Origin of the sequence: Bdellovibrio bacteriovorus str. Tiberius (assembly GCF_000317895.1) — a bacterium.
Taxonomy (GTDB): Bacteria; Bdellovibrionota; Bdellovibrionia; order Bdellovibrionales; family Bdellovibrionaceae; genus Bdellovibrio; species Bdellovibrio bacteriovorus_F.
The window spans coordinates 3,736,112-3,754,478 of record NC_019567.1 but is presented as its reverse complement, the minus strand read 5'-3'; the positions used below and the strand labels follow the sequence as shown (position 1 = coordinate 3,754,478).

Genomic DNA, 18,367 nt, shown 5'->3' with positions numbered 1-18,367 from the left:
TTCGGAGAAGGCTCAATGGGCTTAATGGCGCCGTTGGGAAATCTCAAATTAACACAGGACTTTCAGAGAGGAATTCGCGATTAAAAACTTTCGAAGGTGCCTTTTTCGCGGTTCTTGCGCACTTGAGGCACGTTGAACACCTGGTTGTGGAAGGAAATATAGAACCCCGGTTGCAGAAGCTTCGCAGACAACAAAGCTTCGGTAACATTCTGGGCGGCATCGCTGTCATCAAAACCCATAGGGATCATCGCGCCGGTGAACACCACTGGAACTTTAGGTGTGCCGATGTCCTTAAAGCAGTGTTCGGCAGAAATGTGCATGGTGTCGGTTCCGTGCAGAACAACGATCGGGCTTCCACGCTGCATTTGATCTTTGACGGTGGCAGAAATCAGGGCACGGTCTTCGTCTGTCATATACAGCGAGTCTTTGCTTAACAGCGGGTACACCATGATATTGGTGTACGGCAATCGCATCTTGGAAAGAATGCGGTTTTTAATGCTGGTGCCTCTGTTTTCCAGGGATCCATCGAACTCATTGTAAGTTTTTTCGATGGTACCACCGGTGGTGATAATGATGACGTCTTGAATAGCTGTGCCCATGGTTCGAGATCCTATGTCAACTTTCGGAAGCTGGCAAGAAAAGCAAGAAAGCGGATGCTCGTGGAAAAGCCCCCATGGTAGCATATGTTGGCAAGTGAGGTGAGTATGGAAGCACGACTGACGATGATCACGCTGGGCGTTCAAAATCTGGCAGTATCCAGAGAATTCTATGAAAAAGGTCTGAAGTGGCCTGTGTCGCCCGCAAGCAATGAAAACGTGGTCTTCCTGCGAACTGGCGGGGTGGCTTTGTCGTTGTTTCCTTCAGAGGAACTGGCGAAAGATGCCGGCGTGGACCCGCAGGGCAGTGGTTTCAGAGATTTTACCATCGCGCACAATGTGAACAGCAAAGAAGAAGTGGCCCAAGTTCTGGCGCAGGCCGAAAAAGCCGGAGGCCGCATCATTAAGCCTGCCCAGGATGTTTTCTGGGGAGGCCACAGCGGGTACTTTGAAGATCCGGATCGATTTCTGTGGGAAGTGGCGTGGAACCCCATGGCGCCACTGAATGAAAAAGGCGAAATGCAGCTGCCTTAGGCCGCTGCATTTTTACCAGATATTGATAATGTCGTATTCGCGAACCTGAGGGCCATTTTCGACAACGGCGACGCCGCCGACCTTCTGATCCAAAAGCGCTTCGCCCAAAGGACTGTTGGGTGTGACCACCTGAATGCTTTTTCCTTCAAACGGCACACTGACGCCGCCGCCTTTGGCGAGAATAAAGAAGAAGCTGGTTTTTCCGTTGTGTTCCACTTCAATAACAGCGGAAGAAGAAATCCCGTCATTCGGGCCGAAGTCTCGGACACTCAGGTGTTTTAGCAAAAGCAAAACTTCCTCGATATCAGCAATGCGCTTGGCCTGACCGCGTGCCAGGTAAGACGCTTCCAGCCCACGGGTGTCGTATTCGTTTTCAGCTTTGCTTTCCTCGTTGGTGGCCGCATCGATAGTGGCTTTGACGGCTTCTTTAAGAGCCGTCATGTCTGCGACAAGTTGCGTGCGAATAGCTTCGATCAGTTTCTTTTTATCCAAGGGACACCTCGACCGTCAGTATCGCCGTTTGTGTGAACTCAGGCAATCGATTATGCCCAGTGGCTGACAGACTTCACATGTGAAGAAAATAGAAGAGGGCTTGACGGGGAATCAAGCCCTCTGAGGGAAGGGACAAGGAAAGGTGGAGGGAAGGAATGTAGATTAGTTGCCTTCGGTGCCGGTGCCTTGAGTGGCATTCAGCTTTTCGAAGAAACCCCCTTTTTGAGTTTGAATTTCAATTTTTTGTGCTTTTGCTATCGGAGCTTTCGGCAAATAAATGCTGAGGACTCCGTCTTCGTGGTGGGCTTCAACTTTTGAACCATCCACAGTGTCTGGAACGGTGAAGCTGCGGGTGAAGGTGCTTAACACCTTTTCGTCGCGCTTGCGTTCGCCCGAGATGGTCAGAAGTTTTCCGTTCACCTCGATTTTAATACCTTCTTTTTTGAATCCCGGAACATCCATGCTTAGCAGGTAATGTTCTGCAGATTCAGCCACTTCGCAGGCGGGCGTGAACAGTTGTTCCCGTTTTTCCTGATCCGGGGTCGCAGCGAAACTTTCGAATATGCGATCCATCTCTTCAAAGAAATTGGAGTTCATTCTGCGAGCGGGCCAATAAGGTGTTGTAGTCAGTCTCATTAAAAACCTCCTTTGCAGGTTTCGTTCTTACACTCTAACGATGTGGTTGCTTGTGCGACTGTCAAGTTGGGTGGATTAAAAATTTTTGCGCCAACCAAAATCAAAGCCGTTAAATAAAGTGCAAGAAGCAGTTCTTTAATAAGATGTTTGATGGAAAAAGAATCTGTTCGTCTCATGACCGACAACCTCCTTTCGTGGGTCAAAAAGAGGAACCAAAAAATCAGTTTGTTGCCTTAAATCTGTGTACGATATTTTTGTTGTCAAGCTGCGTGCAAGTGCTTGTTATTTACCAATAATTTTAGGACTCTGGATGAACGTGTTAGGATGGGTCTATCTGCGAGGTCGAATGTGAAGGTGGCAATTGCCGGAGCCAGCGGTTTTGTTGGCAAGGCACTGATCAGGGAACTGCAAGGACATCATGAAATCGTTGCGCTCAGTCGGTCCGGTAAAAAGGATTCGGCAGACGGCGTCGAATGGCGTTCCTGTGATTTATTCAGTCTGCTGGATTCTGAAAAGGCTTTGCAGGGCTGTGATGTCGCCGTTTATCTGGTGCATTCCATGCGACCTTCAGCGCAACTGACCCAGGGGACTTTTGAAGATTTTGATCTGATCGTGGCCGATAACTTTGTTCGCGCGGCGGAAAAATGCGGAGTAAAAAGAATTTTCTATCTGGGAGGCATGTGCCCTGAAAATTCCCAAGGGATGTCCCGCCATCTGCACAGCCGTCACGAGGTCGAAGGTGTTTTTAAAACCAGTCGTATTCCTGCAACCATACTGCGCGCGGCAGTGATTCTGGGGTCTGAAGGTTCATCCTTTCATATTATGACTCGGTTGGTGGATCGCCTGCCGGTGATGGTCTGCCCAAAGTGGACGAGTACGCAGAGTCAGCCCGTGGCTTTAAAAGATGTGGTGCGCAGTCTGCGCTATTGCATTGAGACCGCTGAAACCCAGAATCATATTTATGATATCGGTGGGCCGGATGTGATCAGCTATCTGGACATGATGAAGATGATTGCCCACATGCAGGGGCTGGAGCGCACGTTGTTGCCGGTGCCCTTTTTAACGCCAGGACTTTCTACCTTATGGGTGTGCATGGTTACGGGGGCCCCAAAGGCTTTGGTTGCACCTTTGGTGGAAGGCCTAAGATCTACATTGCTGGTCAGTGACAAGCGCCGACTGGATATACCTGGATACAAGTTCATGCCGGTGGAGCAAGCGCTGAAAGAAGCCCTGGCCGATTTCACGGAAAAGAAAACTCCGCTGGCCTTTCAAAAAAGTCCCTTGGGCAGCTATGAAGTGCGCTCGGTGCAGCGCCTGTTGATCCCGGAAGGTGTTACGGCGGATGAAGTGGCCCATGCTTACATGGAATTCTTACCCAGCATGCGTCCGGGTCTGATGAAGGTGGAAGTCAGTGGACGCTGGGTGAACTTCTGCTGGAGCTTTCCGTATGTACGTCTGTTGATTCTGGAATATTCTCCGGAAAGAAGCTGGTCCCATCGTCAGTTGTTTTACGTGCGTGGTGGTCTGCTGGCGCAAAAAACCGTGCGGGGGCGCCTTGAGTTTCGCGAAACTCTGGGTGGCAAGGCGGTCATTGCCGCTATTCACGAGTTCAAACCCCGCATGCCGTGGTTCTTGTATCGCTGGACTCAGGCGTTGTTTCATATCTGGGTTATGCGTCAGTTCGGACTTTACTTGAATCGGCCCAAGTCTGCGCGATAGTCTTTTAGTGCAAGGAGGCCCGCATGGCCAAGTCAGATCATTCCAGCTTTATCGGTTATATTCTTTGGATTTTTGGTTTCATGGGGGCGCACCGCTTTTATTTCGGGAAGTCCATCACCGGGACCATCTGGTTTTTCACGTTTGGTCTGGCGGGCATTGGCTGGCTGATTGATATCTTCCTTATTCCGAGCATGAATCGCAGCGCCCAGCGCAGCTATCGCAGTGGGCGTGTGGACTACAACGTCAGCTGGATTCTGCTGACGTTCTTAGGGATCTTTGGTGTGCACCGGTTCTATATGGGCAAATGGCTGTCAGGTTTGATCTGGCTTTGTACCGGCGGTCTTTTCCTGATCGGTTACCTGTATGACTATTGGACTTTGAATGAGCAGATTTCCGACGTGAACCGCGAGACGGCTTAACCACGCGGCCCCCAGCGACCCCCAGCTGATCAAAAGCGCATCAAAGGGAACGCGGAAACGGTTTTCCGACTTAAAGAACCACACGGTCAAAAACAGCGAAAGCATCAGAAGAATCGTCGCTTTGTTAAAGGGTTCTTCTGACTTTCGCAGCACCAACAGACCCAGCAGGGTCAGTGGCAGCATGGCATAATAAAAGAAACTTTCCCAAGGATAATAAAGTTCCTTGGTGGGGTTTGAAATGATCGGCCACAGTGGATTTCCCCACGCCAGATAATAAATATATCTCAGACTTGAAACCAGCACGGCTGGATTTTCGGCGACACACTTCAGACCTTCTTTCCAGAAATAGGCCTGGTTGGTGAAAGGCTGATCCCACTGTTTGAATGTTCGTTCGTTGGTAAAGTGAAACAGCGGGGACATCCAGCGTGCACCCGATGAATCGGCGTTGTCTTTGGATGGGCATTTGCCTTCGATAAAGTTTAAAGCTCCGGCCGTGGGTCCCAGCTGAGGCTTGCCATAGTGTTTCCACGTCCACGCCATATGAGGAACGGCGATCAGCAGGCAGCCGATAGCCATGACCGTCACTTTTAAGACTGCACGTGTGAAGTGATGGCGTTCACGATAAAGCAGCCACAGCCCCAGAATCGGGATGAAGAACGCGTGATTGCCTTTAAAGTAAAATGCCAGGGCCAGCAAAATTCCCATCGCGAAATAGCCTGACAGCTTTTCGTGCTTGAGCGTTTTCATCATCAGCCACAAGAACAGTGTGATCAAAAAAGCATAAGCATTTTCAGCCATGTGGAACGTCGCAAATCCCGCCAGCGGAATATAACTTGCGGATATCAGCGCGGAAAAAGCCCCTGCCAGCGCACCGAAACGTTCGCGCACCATCAGATAGATCAACACGACCGTACCCCATGACAAGAACACCTGGGACCAGTTGAAAAGCTCAAAGCCTCCCAGTTGGCGCAGCCAAAGACTCCATAAAGTAAATCCCGCGGGCTGGAAAAGCTGACTTAAGGTGTATTCTCCGCGCATGATTTCTTCACCGCGGTGGAAGTATCCGGCCATGTCAGAAAAAAGACTGAACTCGGGCGGAGCTTTGATAAACACCAGCCAGAAGCGGAACAAGAAGGCTCCACCCAGAACAGCGACGACAAAAGTGCGTTCGGGTAACGGCATGGCCGGCAGCTTCGCAAAAAGCATCATCATCAGGGAGCCTGCAACCAGCAAAAGTCCCAGTGCAACGGGAAGATCTTTCCAGTCCTTTTCAAGCAGGACACCGTAGCTGTCCCCCTTGGTGCTGCCAGCAAAATGCCAGGTGGTTTCCTTGGCAAGGCTGGGGGCGGTGTTGTTCAGTTTGAATCCTGCAAAGTTGTCGCAGCGGGTGTTCAGATTCGTGGGCAGATTCCAGTCACCGTGCTGGGTGCTCATCTCATGCACGCAGTTCATCGTGCGCAGGTTCAGATATTTCAAAGGATAGATCATCGGGGAGGTGGTGAACTTCACCCAATAAAGGCCCTCCCGTTCCGGATTCATGTCCTGAAACTGAAAGGTCGCCAGGGAATCCTGAACGGTATTTAGATCCGGTTTGATGATTTCAATATTGTGGGCACGAGGAGTCAGCAGAAACAGCCAGCACATTGCCAGAGTGAAAAGGACAAGGCCCAGGCCGAAGAATACGTTCGATTTCAGAGAGTTTTTCATGGCTGGGGACTATCTACTTAAAAGAAGTCCCTGCCCTCAAGTTACGAAACCCTTAGTGAACAAGTCGTAATAGAGACATGTTATGGAAGAACACCAAAAGCAGATAAGGCACGGTGGTCGTCACCAAAACGCCCCAGGGCTTTGGGTTGTGAAGGATGTGCAGGCCTGAAATGACAAAAATAAGCGGCGCAAAGACCACCAGGGTCGCGGGCACCGCGAAATTCAGCAAAAGAACGGCGCCTCCGATGATTTCCATCAATTTAACTGTGGGCATGATAAAGCGCGTTTCAAAGCAGGCGTTCACAAAGGCATCGATCTTGGGATCAGAGGGTGGAATCTTCACCCAATGGAAGAAGCCGTTCAGGCCCCAGAAAAACATTTGCAGTCCAAAAATCCACCGGCAGACAATCTCGATGTATTCAATCATGCCGTCAGTGTAGCGGAAGGACCAGGTCAGATCAATGCGGGATTCGTGCATGATTCTTACCACTGGACTTCGCCAAACCTCCAATTGCCCTGAACCCCTTGATAGCTTTGGGAAAGACAGGGAGGTCGATGTGGATATGGAATTGGCGAAGGTGGATCGCGAGATTGTGAACAATGAAGCTTATGATCATCTCGCGGATCGATGGTATGAAGCGCAGGATGATCCTATTGCTCTTTTGCGCAACCAACACAAAGTTGAAATGCCGTGGATTCTGGAAGCCATCCGACGCAATATTGGTTACAAAGCCGAAATTCTGGATATGGGTTGTGGTGCGGGCTTTCTGTCGAATGATCTTGCGGCTGCAGGTCACAAGGTGACGGGGATTGATCTTTCCACATCCAGTTTGAAAGTCGCGGAATCCCGTGATCTCACCCATTCAGTGCACTATAGCCAGGGGGATGTCTATCAAGTGCCGTTCCCGAATGAAAGTTTCGATGTCGTTGCCGCGATGGATCTGTTGGAACATGTTTCTGATCCTCAACGGGTGATTGCGGAAGCTTCGCGGGTGCTGCGTCCGGGGGGACTTTTCTTTTTCAACACCTTCAATAAAAATCCTTTAGCCTGGCTTGTGGTCATTAAAGGCATGGAATGGTTCGTAAAGAACACACCCAATGACTATCATGTGTATTCTTTATTCATTGAACCGAAAAAACTGAAGTTGTGGCTGGAGGATTTTGGCCTGGAAACCAATGAAATACGTGGTATTCGTCCGGTGTTCGCCCAAAAAGCACTGTGGCAGCTGATTCGCACGGGTGAAGTGCCAAAAGATTTTAAATTCACATTTTCGCGAGCCCCTTTAATTGCGTACACAGGCTTTGCAAAGAAGTCGCGGGGATTCAATTAATTAACAAAAAGCAACTTGAGGAGTGGTAAACAAAGGAATATAGATTTCGACATGAATGTTTCCACTCTTCTTAGATATTGCGGCTTGCTCTTGGTGGGCATGATGGCGGGGAGCTCTTTCGCCTTCGTTCTGGGTATGGGCCCTGCGATGGAGCAACTGTCCATCACTTCCTACATGGAATTTCACCGCTCTATGGAGACTCCGTTTAATATCTTCAGTCCCTTGATTTATTTGCTGGCTATCGCGACTTTGGTGGCCAGTCTTTATCAGATTCGTCAGTCGTGGAAGTCGATGGAATTTCTATTGATCGCTTTTGCCCTGCTGTGTGTGGTGGACGAATTGTTGATGACTCGCTTTGGAAATTTGCCTTTGAATCACGTGATCAGCCAGTGGGATTTGATTGCGCCGCCACCGGATTGGATGGAGATCCGTTCACAGTGGCTTAGATTCATGTACATCCGCAGCGCTTTGCTGGTGTCAGGATTTGCGCTGCTGTTGGCGTCAACGTTCTTTATGAAACGGTCTCCGGCTTCCCCGCAAGATGTCTTTGCTGTCGCTTAGGCAGATTGATTTTGTTTGAATTATCTCCGGATAACTTCTGATTTTTGTCTTCGCCCTTTTTCAGGAAGCGAGGAACTTCTTTTTTCCCCGTAGCCAAATAGTCTTCAGCCAAAAGGTCTTTGGCTTGCTCTTCCGGCCACTGCTGACTTTCAGTCAGATACACCAGGGCTGATTCAAACAGATTCAGCTGGGAAATCCCGTGGGACTGAGTATGGCGTTTGGACATAAAATCATTGAAGTCATAGAACTGCCAGAAGAAGGACTTGTGTTCCTGATCCTGGGCTTTTTCTTTCATGCTTTCCACGAACTTTTTAAAAGTTCCGCTGTTGGCGTAAAGGTTCCAGTACTTGGCGAAACGATTCATCACCTGCAGGGTCGCAAAGTCCATGGATTTGGTGCGCAGGATCTGGAACGGAGGGTGATTGGAATAAACCATCTCCCATTCCTTGTCGTGACGGGCGATCGGGGCGCCTTTCAGGCGTTTCAAAATACCGACCTGAATTTCGTCCGGGCGAAGTTCCGCCAAAGTATCAAACCCACGCGCAAAGCTATGGATGTCTTCACCCGGCAGACCCACGATCAGATCGGCATGAGTGTGCACGCCGGTTTCTGAAGCCAGGAAACGGAAGTTGTCTTTTACTTTTTCCAGATCATTTCTGCGGCTGACCAGACGAGCCACATCGGTGTTCCAGGTCTGAATGCCGATTTCAAACTGCAGGGCTCCGGCTGGGAATTTTTTGATTAATTCTCTGATTTCGGTCGGCAGACGGTCGGGCACCATTTCAAAGTGCAGGAAAAGCCCCAGATGCACACGCTCCAGGAAGAATTCCAGAATCTGGGTGCAGGTGGTGGGGCTTAAATTGAAAGTGCGATCGATGAATTTAAACTGACGGGCCCCGCGGTCCATCAGCTTTTGCATGTCGGCCAAAAATGCCGGGACGTCAAAGTTTCGAACGGCTTTATCCAAAGACGACAGGCAGTATTCGCAGCGATAAGGACAGCCGCGGGAAACCTCGACATACAAAACCCGGTTCTGAATGTCTTCGTCAGAGTAAAACTCGTACGGGGTTCTGATGGTTTTAATATCCGGCAGGATGTTGGTGACAAACTTTTGGGCCGGCAGTGTTCCGTCAGTCAGGAAGTTTTTGCAGAAGTCGCGGAACAGGAAGTCCGCCTCGCCCTTAATGGTGAAATCTGCGATCTGACAAATCGGATTGCTTTCGGCTTCGTGGCTGACCTCGGGCCCGCCCAGAACCACCAGGGTTTCGGGGCTGATTCGTTTTAGCAGGGACATCAGTTCCAAAGACTCCTGGGCATTCCAGATATACACACCCAAACCAATAATTTTTGGTTTCTGACGCAGAAGGGTTTCGGCGATATCGCGGGGATCCCTTGCAATGGTGAACTCCATGATTTGAGCGCGGTTTTGCAACTCTTCAAGATTGGCGTACAGATAACGCAGTCCGAACGAACTGTGTTGATAGGTGGAGTTCAGGGTTACAAGCAAAATGTCAGTCGTCATAGGGGGCTATCCTAATGCATGTTGAAAAAATAAGCGAATTGTCTTTGCCAACATGAGGACAATTTAGCTACCATTACTTTGCGGTAATGCTTTTTTCAAAGGATTGAAAATGATGAAAACTGCCACGATGGCTTTTGTGACGTTGGTTGCTGTGACGGCAACTGCGCATGTGCCTACGCTAGAGAATTTCGAGACTAAACCTATTCTGGCGGATCTTAAGGACTTGCGTGCCCTGAACATCCCGGTATTGGCAAAAGATGAACGCATCGAAGTCGGTTACGCAATCGTGACCCCGTTGATGCAACAAAGAATTCAGGAACGTTCTCACGCCGTCGGTAAATGCGGCGGCTTTGAAGATCTGACTTTGGATATGCATATCCAGGGCACAGGCTTTAACGGCATTTTGGATAGTCTTGCGGCTATTCAGGAAAAGAACGCCCTTTATGAGCGTGCTCCATTTGCAGCGTTGGCTTTGGAAAAAAACGGAATCATCGAATCTGCGATGACCGAAGTCAGTGAAGACAACCTGCGCAGTTATGTGACCTGGCTTTCTTCTTTCCCAAGCCGCAGCAACCGTGATGCGGATCCAAACCGTCACGTGGTGGAAATGAAAACCCGCCTGGAAGCGATGCTGGCTGAATCCACAATCCCTTACGAGATTTCCGAGATCAACCACACCTCGACCAAGCAAAGAACTTTGAAAGTTCGTCTGGTCGGCAGCGAGCGCCCTGGCGAGATCGTGGTCCTTGGTGGTCACCTTGATTCCATCAATCAAAGCTGGGGCGGTGGCAAGACGGCGCCGGGCGCTGACGACAATGCTTCAGGCTCTGCGAATCTGATTGAAGCTTTGCGTATCATGATGACCAAAGCTCAGCCAAAACGCACGGTGGAGTTCTTCTGGTACGCCGGTGAAGAGTCCGGTCTTTTGGGTTCAGCTGAAATTGCCAAACAATACAAAGCTGAGAAAAAAGACGTGGTCGCAGTTCTGCAACTGGATATGACTTTGTTCGCGGGGTCCGGCGAGCTGGTTATTGGCAGCATGACGGATTTCACCAGCTCTTGGTTGCGTGACTATCTGAAGGCCGCGAATGAAACCTACATCCACGCACGCATCGTTGATGACAAGTGCGGATACGGCTGCAGTGACCATGCTTCATGGAATCGTCAGGGTTATCCAGCGGTGATGCCGTTTGAAGCGACCTTCAGCAAAAGCAACAAGAACATCCACACCACGCGTGATGTGATTTCTCCAGAATCCAACTTCAAGCACTCGGCAGCTTACACGAAAATTGCCCTGGTGATGGGAATGGATCTGGCCAACTCCACAGCCCGCCAGCCTTACTAGGGTAGGGCTCGATGAAAAAGGCCCAACTGACTGCGTTGTCGGGCCTTTTCCTTCTCTTCGACGTGCTTGGAGCACGCCTCCGTTTCGGAAAAAACCCTCCGCCTTGCATTTGGACCTTTTTGATCGACCCTGTTTTGATTCGATCTGCTAAATTTTCTCCAGGCGTTTGACGGTTTTTCTTAGATCTTGAATTGTTTCGTCTTCTTTTTCGTCTTTTCTTCCTAACAAATACAACGTGTGTTTCCAGTAGCCGGCTTTGGGGCCCAGCAGGGTCAGGATGCCGGATTGGACTTCGTCCATCACGTAAGGCACTGGCAGGAAGCCCACACCGGCGCCATCAACGATGGCTCGTCCTACGACAGACATGATGTCGGATTCAAAGACCACTTTTTTGCGCGCGCGGATTTCCTGAAAGAACAAGTCCGTTTCATGGCGCAGCTTCATCTTGTAAGACGGAATAATCAGGCCCCATGGAACGGCATTCAGAAATTCCAGGGCCGAGGTGTTTCGTGAAGTGCGGATCTTTCTTTCCTTCAGGTTCTTCGTGGACACCATCAGATTCACCGGCATTTCGGCGGTGGCAAGTTCGGTCACGTCGTCGGCATAGATCGGCTTGTTCGTCAGCAATAAATCAATTTCACGGCTTCGCAGTTGCGTAACCAGAACATCGGAAGGGGCTGAACTGACGAAGAAGATCTTTTCCACTCCACGCTTTTGTTCGCGAATCAACGGTGCCAGCAAGTCGGCGATGAAAGGACGTTCCACCTGATCGCTGACTCCGATGCGGATGCGCTGACTTTGTTTTTCTGTCGGGCTTTTCAGTGATTCAGCAAAGTCCGCCGCAACATCAAACATCTTTTTGCAGTAGGCAAACGTGCGTTCACCTTCCGGAGTCAGATGAAGATTTCTTCCGCGCTTTTCAAAGAGCTTCTGATCGATGCTGGATTCAAGCACTTTGATCTGAGAGCTCAGCGACGGCTGACTGATATGCAGGTATTTGGCAGCGTTACTGACTCCACCCAGCCGGGCGGTCACATAAAAATAGTACAGGTGATTGTAGTTAAACATGATACTAGACCTCCTAATAACATGGCTTTTTTGGAGCCCTTTTGGAACTGGTCTTTCGCTGCGACTCTGTAAGTGATGACCTTTACAGCGAATTTCTAAACAGGACCCTCTTAATATATAATTTTAACCTAATTATGTCTTCTAAATTATATATTTAACGAAATTGTCGATATGAACGATAATAGACTCAAGAAGGAGGTAGATATGCAAACAGACATCTACTACAGAGACATCACTAAAACTGAAAATCTCGAATCTTACTTGTTGGAAACAGTCGAAGGGGCTGTTGGAGAATTCTTCAAGTATGACAGTGGTGCTCACCTCACAGTGCGTGTGGAAACCGATCGACATCGATCGCAGACTCGCAAACCCAGTTATGTGTGTGAGGTCATCTTGAAGCCATCTCGCTCGAAAACCGTGATCAAAGTGGTCAAACGAGACGAGAACTTCAAGCGATGTGTAGCTAAAACGGTATCTGCTTTGAAGGGCGTTCTAAGTAAACGTTCCTCTCGCAAATCCCAGCACCGTCGTAATGACCCTATGCTGGAATTCCAACCTATGCCACTCGAAGGGGTGGCATAACCCAAAAGACAAAGACCCGTCAAAGGCAAGGAGCAGCTTTATGAAAACTCATCTTCTGAAAAACCAAAGTGACGGCGAACTGGGTCGCAAGATCCGGGACCGCATTAAATGGGACAAAAGAGTGAGCTTGGCTGATCTGGATATCGTCATTCGTGACGGCGTGATTGTGGTCAGTGGATTCGTCGACACTTGTTATAAAAAAAATGCCGCTTTGGAGGTCATCTCTGAAACGGAGGGTGTTTGGACGATCGAAGATCGCATCGTTGTGCCGGCGGACTATTACCGCTCGGATGAAGAAATCCAGAATATCCTGCAGGCTCAGATCGAAGACATGATCAAAATCGGCGGAGAGCATATTGAGGTGGTCGTCAAAGACGCCGTCGTCAGACTGGAAGGGGAGGTATTCCGTCCACGTCTGAAAGCGACAGCAGTTGGTGCTGCCTGGGAGCTTTCTGGAGTTCATGACGTCGTTAACGCCATTGAAATCAAAGAGCCGCCAAGACGGGTTCCCATGACTGTAGGTTTTCAATTTGAAGTTCTGTCCCCTTTGAACAAGGGGACAGAGATCCTCGAAGACAAACTAAAGGAGGTCTCTTGATGAAAGTAGACACAACATAATGTGCGGTCCTTTTCCCATCCCTCCATGTGCAGGCGTCTGATTCAGACGCCTGTCATTTTTTTAGGAATGCCTGTTAGAACAGGTAGCGCAGCTGGGCTGCTGCTGTGAACATGTTATATTTTTCCAGATTGCGATCGCTTTGATTCATCACCGTGGCAAGTCCTGCGGTCGGGATGAATTCCAGTCTTTCAGCCACCGGCATGCGCGCGCTGAAATTTGCATAGAACATTTCAAGGTCCTCGTCGATCGTGCCGGAAACAGTGTCCGAGCTGAAGCTGCGGCTGTACGTGCGGGCATAAGTCAGGCTGAAGTTGGGATGGTTTTCCCCTTCAACTTCACCAAAGAACGAGAATCGCACCTGGCTGCCACCTTTGACTTTGCCCGAGTCAGAAAAAACACCCACGTCAATATCGGCATCCCCTTCCATGGCAATGTCATAAGCGGCGATACCGCCCAGAGTGAAGTCGACAAGTTTTTGCACGTACCCCGCTGCCAAAGTCACAGTTGTCTGTCCGGTGCTGGCGCTGAATTGGGCATCGTTGGAATTGAACTCATACTTTTCGCTGGGGAATGAAACGCCGGCTTCCAGGTAAACTGTTCCGCTTTCGGTATCCAGATTTCCTTTATAGGTGATGTCGATATTGCCGAAGTCTTGAGTTTCACCGCTGCCGGAAAGGCCGGCTTTGGAAAAGTTGGAATCATTTTTAAGATAGTAAGTTTCAACACCCACCGCATGATGCGTGGTGATGCCGTAGAAATAAGAAACTGGAACAACAAACTGATTGGAAGTGGCGGATCCGCCCAGATCAGCCTCGGCCGACACGTGAGAGTAGGCGATGCCACCTTTGAATTCATTCTGACCCGCTTTGGGTGCCAGAGTTTGCAGGGTTTCGGTGACCGCAAAGGCGGAGCAAGGCAGCAGTGAAAGCAGAAGAATCAGGTGTTTCATGAACGTCCTTTCATTTGCCTTCATTGTGGCCCTCGGCGGACCTCAGTGTACAGACAAATGTTTATGGGCGTTCGCATTCACCGCGTTGCTGGCATTGCATCAGCTGTTCACGCAGGACCATCATTTCTTCCAGAGAATAACCCAGAGTCATGTCAAAACCGCGCTTCTCGCCACCATCCTGAGAGATGGACACAAACTTTTCCACAGCCTTGAAGTTCTTTTTACTGAAGCTGCATCCCGTTTGTTGAGAAGTGCAGCCCATGATCAGGCCACCGCCGTTTGACAAAGCGGCCTTGAATCTTTGGCGCTGATCCATGGCTTTGGAGCGGGCACTGGAAAGATTTGTCCAGCATTTCACTTCGCCCACCAGTACGGCCTTGTTGTCGCTGGACTTGAACACCACGACATCCAGTTCGCCGATGACGTGTTTCTTGTTTCCATAATAGATGCCGGTCACCACATAATAGTCCGGGGCTGGATAGTCCTGTTCCAGATTCAGCTTGGCCACCTGTTCGCAAACGGTACCGACAATTTCATAGCGGGCGCCGGAATCCGCCAAAGCATCAAAAAGTGGACGGATGTCCTTGGCCTGAGCCGCGGAAACAGACAATAATGTGGAAAGCAGGAATTGAACCATGAAAAGCCCCTCGCGCCACAGAGGTAACACCACCATGGGCACGGGGCAAAGAAATCCTGCTTTCGAGTGAAACAGGGAAGTGGAAGCATGAAAAAAGTTTTGATCTTAAATGGCAGTCCCACGGGGGACAAAGGCAACTGTGCTCAGTGGATCAAGGGGCTGGTGAAAATATTTGGTAAGCAAGCCGAAGTGGAAGTTGTGCATTTGGCAAAGACCTCTTACGGGCCGGTACTGCGCAAGAAACTTGAATCTGCTTCAGGCCTGTTCTTTGTGACGGGAACTTACTGGGATTCATGGGGAAGCCCGCTGCAGAAGTTGATGGAAGATATGACGGAACTTGAGGGCTCGGCCGCCTTTATGGGAAAACCTGCGGCGGTCTTTGTGCTGATGCATTCGGTGGGTGGTAAAGGGGTGCTGTCCCGACTTCAGGGGGCTCTGTCCACTATGGGCTTTTTGATTCCTCCGATGAGCGGCATGGTCTATTCACTGGTCTCGGATATCGCCCTGAAAAACCCGAGCTCCCACGCCAAGGACTTCTGGCAAAAAGAGGACGCCGAGCTGATTGTGGAAAATTTCCTGAAAGCCTGTGATCTGCAGGTGACGTGGACCACGTGGCCCGTCGACAAAAAAGACCCCCGTCGCAAATGGTTGAAATAATCTGATCAGCTTTTGGTCGCCGTGAACTATTTACCCGGTCAGCGGGGGATGGCGGCGCTCAGAGGGAAATGAGGGGCTTTCGGGCCCCTTTGTATTGGCACTTATCTTGTATCGCGTGCGGGTATGCGTGCGTTGATTTCACTCATCATTTTGGCTTTCAGTGTTCAATCCCTGGCGGGGTTTGACGACGTCATTCCTGAAAAACGGGTGGTGTTCAATCCGGTGGTCAGTACTTCTGCTCGCACTTTGCCGCAGTGGCAGTTCGGCTATCAGCGTGCTGGCGGCGCCAATGTCAATTCCCACATGCTGACGAATGCTTTAAGTATGGGTGTGTTGCCTCGTCTGGAGATCGGAACGGTTCCGATGTTCTATGCAACAGCTTCCGGCAGCCGCAACTACACCCTCAAGGGAAATTTCTATCGTGGGGAAAACTTTGACTGGGCTGCTTCATTCACCGAAACACGTTTTAGATCTGAAGTGAAAAAAGAGGGCAAGGTTGTCGAAAGACCGGATTTGGTTTTGCGTTCAACCCAGTTGGGTTTTAACTATCGTCCCGACTGGAATGAAAACGTGACGATGTCGCCGTTCGTGACCCAGGTGTGTGGGCACATTGATTCCACCAACGGTTTGGTCTTTGTCTATTCTTTGAAGTGTGAAGCTGAGTACGGTCTGGATATTCAGTATCAGATCAAGGATCGTGAATGGGTGACTTTGGCTTATGGTCACCTGCGAGAAGCGGGTCTTTCCCCTTACGAGCAGATGAACACCGGTGTGGGTGTGGCCTGGTCCCAGCTTCGTCCGAAAGAAATGTTCTCGCGCCCCTCCGTCGGCGTGTACTACACCCCAGACACACAAGACACCCTGTTCCTTCTTTCCACAACCTTCTTCGAACTCTAAAAAAAAAAGGAACTGCTGATGAAGGCAGTTCCTTTTTATTTTTCAGGTACTTTTTTGTTACGTCATGGACTTTGTCAGGTCGCGGACTTTTTTGGAAGCGAAGTTTTCGGAAACGAAGTTCCAGTTTACCTGCGCCCAGAAAGTCTCAAGATACTTTGCACGAAGATTTCTGTAATCAACGTAGTAAGCGTGTTCCCAAACGTCAGCAACCAACAATGGAGTCGGGCCGTTGTTAGTGAAAGGAACCGCTGCGTTGGAAGTGGAAACCAAAGACAATTTGCCAGCAGCGTCCATGCACAACCAGATCCAGCCGGAACCGAAGGTTTTTACACCACCGTCAACGAACTTCGCTTTCAATTCATCCATAGAACCGAAATCGCGAGTGATCGCAGCAGTGAGTTCTGCAGATGGTTGGCCACCTTGACCAGCAGGGCTCATGCCGAACCAGAAGAATGTGTGGTTCCAGGCCTGAGCGGCGTTGTTGAAGATGCCACCCGTGGAAGTCAAAGTGATCTCTTCAAGGGATTTACCTTTCAGGGATGCATCTGTTTCCATGAACTTGTTCAGATTGTCGATGTAAGCTTTGTGGTGCTTGTCGTAGTGGTAAGTCATTTGTTCTTCGTTGAACAAGGGAGCAATACCGGTTTTTGCGTAGGGAAGATTTGGAAGTTTGAACATTACGCCTCCTGTTTTGTTTAGTTTTCTAAATGAAACTATAATGAAAACAGGAGGCGGTCTATCAATTAAGCATTATCGCCAAGCATTGTTTTGACGAAAGTAGGAAGGCTGAAGGCCGCAGTGTGCAGGTCTTCATTGTAGTACTTAAGACCTTTGTCCTGAGCGAACTTGGCCGCTTGGTCTTTATTGAAGTCCTTCGCCGGATGTTTGGATCCTTTGACTGCAACCTGCAAGCTCCACATGCCAGACGGGTAAGTCGTTGCGTGGAACAGCATGGTGTGAACACTTTGTTTGCCGAAGATGCCTTTTAGGCAATGGTTCAATTCAACGAAAGTGCCTTCATGGAACATTGGGGATTCACCTTGAGTGATCACCAAGCCGCCGTCTTTCAATGCGTTTTTACAGTTGTTATAGAATTCCGCAGTGAAAAGGCCTTTTGCCGGACCTACAGGATCAGATCCGTCCACGATGATCACGTCGTAAGAGTTCGCAGGCGCGTCTTTAACAAACTGGATGCCGTCACCGATAATAAGATTCAATTTCGGGTTGTTGAATTCGCTGGCGATTTTTGGAAGGTGCTCTTTGGAAGCACGAACTACTGCCTCGTCGATTTCAACCATGGTCACATTGTCCACGTTATATTTGAACAATTCACGGATGGTGCCGCCATCGCCGCCACCGATAACCAGTACGTTTTTCGCACTGCCATGAGTCTGCATCACCGGGTGAGTGATCATTTCGTGATAATGGTATTCATCACGCTCGGTGCACATAACCATGTTGTTGATCGCCAGGAATTTGCCGTGAGAATAAGAATCCAAAACGCGCACGCGCTGGAACTGATTTGTTTCATCAAACAAAACATCGCCCGTATAGCGTAAAGATAGCGCCTGGTTTTCGTCTTTGTCAGTGAACCATACGTTGCGGTCGATCTGGTGACCTTTGGAAAGATCGAAAGACGGCTTTTCACGCATGATTTTAGGCTGGAAGTCGGATTTTTGGATGACGTGCAAAGAACCACGGTTCATCTCAATCGCCGAATAGTTCGCCTGGAAAGCTTTTTTCAGGTGCTCGAAAGAAACCCAAGGATCCACTGAATCACCGCAGGTGAACAGATCCACGGCCGCATAACGGTATTCAGGCCAAGTATGAATAGCCAAATGGCTTTCCTGAATAACAACCACACCGCTTACGCCCCATGGGGAGAAGTGGTGGAAAGTGGAGTTGATGACTGTCGCACCAGCAATCTGCGCCGCTTCGACCATGCTTCTTTCGATGATGGAAACGTCGTTCAGAACTTCTGCGTTACATCCACTGAACTCAACCAAAATATGACGACCTAAAGCTTTCAATTCCCTGTCCTCCAACGGCCCATGCAAAGTGGCCTTAATAAGTAAAATTTAGGGGGTTCTAGGGCG

At 49.6% G+C, this 18,367-nt stretch carries 22 protein-coding genes; 10 read left to right on the top strand and 12 right to left on the bottom strand.

What is annotated here, in order from left to right:
- Positions 1–80: 80 nt before the first annotated feature.
- The gene (locus BDT_RS17710) at positions 81–599 is read right to left on the bottom strand and encodes an asparaginase domain-containing protein (protein WP_015092617.1); all 519 of its coding nucleotides are present in this window, start codon (positions 597–599) and stop codon (positions 81–83) included.
- Positions 600–704: 105 nt separating this feature from the next.
- Here BDT_RS17710 and BDT_RS17705 point away from each other — a divergent pair, with 105 nt between their 5' ends.
- On the top strand, positions 705–1,130 hold the full coding sequence (locus tag BDT_RS17705) for a VOC family protein (protein WP_015092616.1): 426 nt from the start codon (positions 705–707) through the stop codon (positions 1,128–1,130).
- A 12-nt stretch (positions 1,131–1,142) separates the two neighbouring features.
- On the opposite strand, the gene BDT_RS17700 is transcribed toward BDT_RS17705, so the two are convergent.
- The 3 genes from BDT_RS17700 to BDT_RS19305 all read right to left on the bottom strand — a co-directional run bounded on the left by BDT_RS17700 (position 1,143) and on the right by BDT_RS19305 (position 2,434).
- On the bottom strand, positions 1,143–1,622 hold the full coding sequence (locus BDT_RS17700; RefSeq protein WP_015092615.1) for a hypothetical protein: 480 nt from the start codon (positions 1,620–1,622) through the stop codon (positions 1,143–1,145).
- A gap of 162 nt (positions 1,623–1,784) precedes the next feature.
- A complete protein-coding gene (locus BDT_RS17695; RefSeq protein ID WP_041578072.1) occupies positions 1,785–2,258 on the bottom strand; it encodes an Hsp20/alpha crystallin family protein in 474 nt (157 codons plus the stop codon).
- Entirely contained in the window at positions 2,258–2,434 is a 177-nt protein-coding gene (locus tag BDT_RS19305; protein WP_158320251.1) for a hypothetical protein, read from the bottom strand. Before BDT_RS19305 ends, BDT_RS17695 begins: the two co-directional genes overlap by 1 nt.
- A gap of 172 nt (positions 2,435–2,606) precedes the next feature.
- On the opposite strand from BDT_RS19305, the gene BDT_RS17690 reads away from it, so the two are divergent.
- Together BDT_RS17690 and BDT_RS19115 are read left to right on the top strand one after the other, a co-directional pair.
- Positions 2,607–3,977, top strand: a complete 1,371-nt coding sequence (locus BDT_RS17690; RefSeq protein WP_015092613.1) for an NAD(P)H-binding protein — start codon at positions 2,607–2,609, stop codon at positions 3,975–3,977.
- A 23-nt stretch (positions 3,978–4,000) separates the two neighbouring features.
- Positions 4,001–4,396 carry an NINE protein gene (locus tag BDT_RS19115; protein ID WP_080602446.1) on the top strand — a complete coding sequence of 132 codons (396 nt, stop codon included), beginning with the start codon at positions 4,001–4,003 and terminating at the stop codon, positions 4,394–4,396.
- On the opposite strand, the gene BDT_RS17685 is transcribed toward BDT_RS19115, so the two are convergent.
- Together BDT_RS17685 and BDT_RS17680 are read right to left on the bottom strand one after the other, a co-directional pair.
- Positions 4,289–6,103: an ArnT family glycosyltransferase gene (locus tag BDT_RS17685; protein ID WP_015092612.1), complete on the bottom strand. Its 1,815-nt coding sequence runs from the start codon at positions 6,101–6,103 to the stop codon at positions 4,289–4,291. The two genes, BDT_RS19115 and BDT_RS17685, sit on opposite strands and share 108 nt — an antisense overlap.
- Before the next feature lie 52 nt (positions 6,104–6,155).
- Positions 6,156–6,593: a hypothetical protein gene (locus BDT_RS17680; protein WP_148278892.1), complete on the bottom strand. Its 438-nt coding sequence runs from the start codon at positions 6,591–6,593 to the stop codon at positions 6,156–6,158.
- Positions 6,594–6,666: 73 nt separating this feature from the next.
- On the opposite strand from BDT_RS17680, the gene ubiG reads away from it, so the two are divergent.
- Positions 6,667–7,434: a bifunctional 2-polyprenyl-6-hydroxyphenol methylase/3-demethylubiquinol 3-O-methyltransferase UbiG gene (gene ubiG, locus BDT_RS17675; protein WP_015092610.1), complete on the top strand. Its 768-nt coding sequence runs from the start codon at positions 6,667–6,669 to the stop codon at positions 7,432–7,434.
- 51 nt (positions 7,435–7,485) lie between these two features.
- Entirely contained in the window at positions 7,486–7,995 is a 510-nt protein-coding gene (locus BDT_RS17670) for a DUF1772 domain-containing protein (RefSeq protein WP_015092609.1), read from the top strand.
- Here the strand turns inward: BDT_RS17670 and BDT_RS17665 are convergent.
- On the bottom strand, positions 7,946–9,517 hold the full coding sequence (locus tag BDT_RS17665) for a B12-binding domain-containing radical SAM protein (RefSeq protein WP_015092608.1): 1,572 nt from the start codon (positions 9,515–9,517) through the stop codon (positions 7,946–7,948). The genes BDT_RS17670 and BDT_RS17665 overlap by 50 nt on opposite strands.
- 109 nt (positions 9,518–9,626) lie before the next feature.
- On the opposite strand from BDT_RS17665, the gene BDT_RS17660 reads away from it, so the two are divergent.
- Positions 9,627–10,862: a M20/M25/M40 family metallo-hydrolase gene (locus BDT_RS17660; protein WP_015092607.1), complete on the top strand. Its 1,236-nt coding sequence runs from the start codon at positions 9,627–9,629 to the stop codon at positions 10,860–10,862.
- A gap of 147 nt (positions 10,863–11,009) precedes the next feature.
- Here BDT_RS17660 and BDT_RS17655 read toward each other — a convergent pair whose 3' ends face one another.
- On the bottom strand, positions 11,010–11,930 hold the full coding sequence (locus BDT_RS17655; protein WP_015092606.1) for a LysR family transcriptional regulator: 921 nt from the start codon (positions 11,928–11,930) through the stop codon (positions 11,010–11,012).
- Positions 11,931–12,134: 204 nt separating this feature from the next.
- Here BDT_RS17655 and BDT_RS17650 point away from each other — a divergent pair, with 204 nt between their 5' ends.
- Positions 12,135–12,512, top strand: coding sequence for an HPF/RaiA family ribosome-associated protein (locus tag BDT_RS17650; protein WP_041578067.1), 378 nt, complete (start codon positions 12,135–12,137; stop codon positions 12,510–12,512).
- Between the two features lie 40 nt (positions 12,513–12,552).
- Positions 12,553–13,110, top strand: coding sequence for a BON domain-containing protein (locus BDT_RS17645; RefSeq protein WP_015092605.1), 558 nt, complete (start codon positions 12,553–12,555; stop codon positions 13,108–13,110).
- Positions 13,111–13,204: 94 nt separating this feature from the next.
- Here the strand turns inward: BDT_RS17645 and BDT_RS17640 are convergent, their stop codons facing one another.
- Together BDT_RS17640 and BDT_RS17635 are read right to left on the bottom strand one after the other, a co-directional pair.
- Entirely contained in the window at positions 13,205–14,080 is an 876-nt protein-coding gene (locus BDT_RS17640) for a hypothetical protein (protein WP_015092604.1), read from the bottom strand.
- A 61-nt stretch (positions 14,081–14,141) separates the two neighbouring features.
- Entirely contained in the window at positions 14,142–14,717 is a 576-nt protein-coding gene (locus BDT_RS17635; protein ID WP_041578065.1) for a hypothetical protein, read from the bottom strand.
- Between the two features lie 87 nt (positions 14,718–14,804).
- Between BDT_RS17635 and BDT_RS17630 the strand changes: the two genes are divergently transcribed.
- Both BDT_RS17630 and BDT_RS17625 read left to right on the top strand, forming a co-directional pair.
- Positions 14,805–15,374 (top strand): flavodoxin family protein, encoded by a 570-nt coding sequence (locus tag BDT_RS17630; RefSeq protein ID WP_041578064.1) that lies wholly within the window; start codon positions 14,805–14,807, stop codon positions 15,372–15,374.
- 123 nt (positions 15,375–15,497) lie between these two features.
- Positions 15,498–16,271 (top strand): hypothetical protein, encoded by a 774-nt coding sequence (locus BDT_RS17625; protein ID WP_015092601.1) that lies wholly within the window; start codon positions 15,498–15,500, stop codon positions 16,269–16,271.
- Positions 16,272–16,328: 57 nt separating this feature from the next.
- On the opposite strand, the gene BDT_RS17620 is transcribed toward BDT_RS17625, so the two are convergent.
- On the bottom strand, positions 16,329–16,949 hold the full coding sequence (locus BDT_RS17620) for a superoxide dismutase (RefSeq protein WP_015092600.1): 621 nt from the start codon (positions 16,947–16,949) through the stop codon (positions 16,329–16,331).
- A 65-nt stretch (positions 16,950–17,014) separates the two neighbouring features.
- Positions 17,015–18,301, bottom strand: coding sequence for a polyamine aminopropyltransferase (gene speE / locus BDT_RS17615; protein ID WP_015092599.1), 1,287 nt, complete (start codon positions 18,299–18,301; stop codon positions 17,015–17,017).
- Between the last annotated feature and the right edge of the window lie 66 nt (positions 18,302–18,367).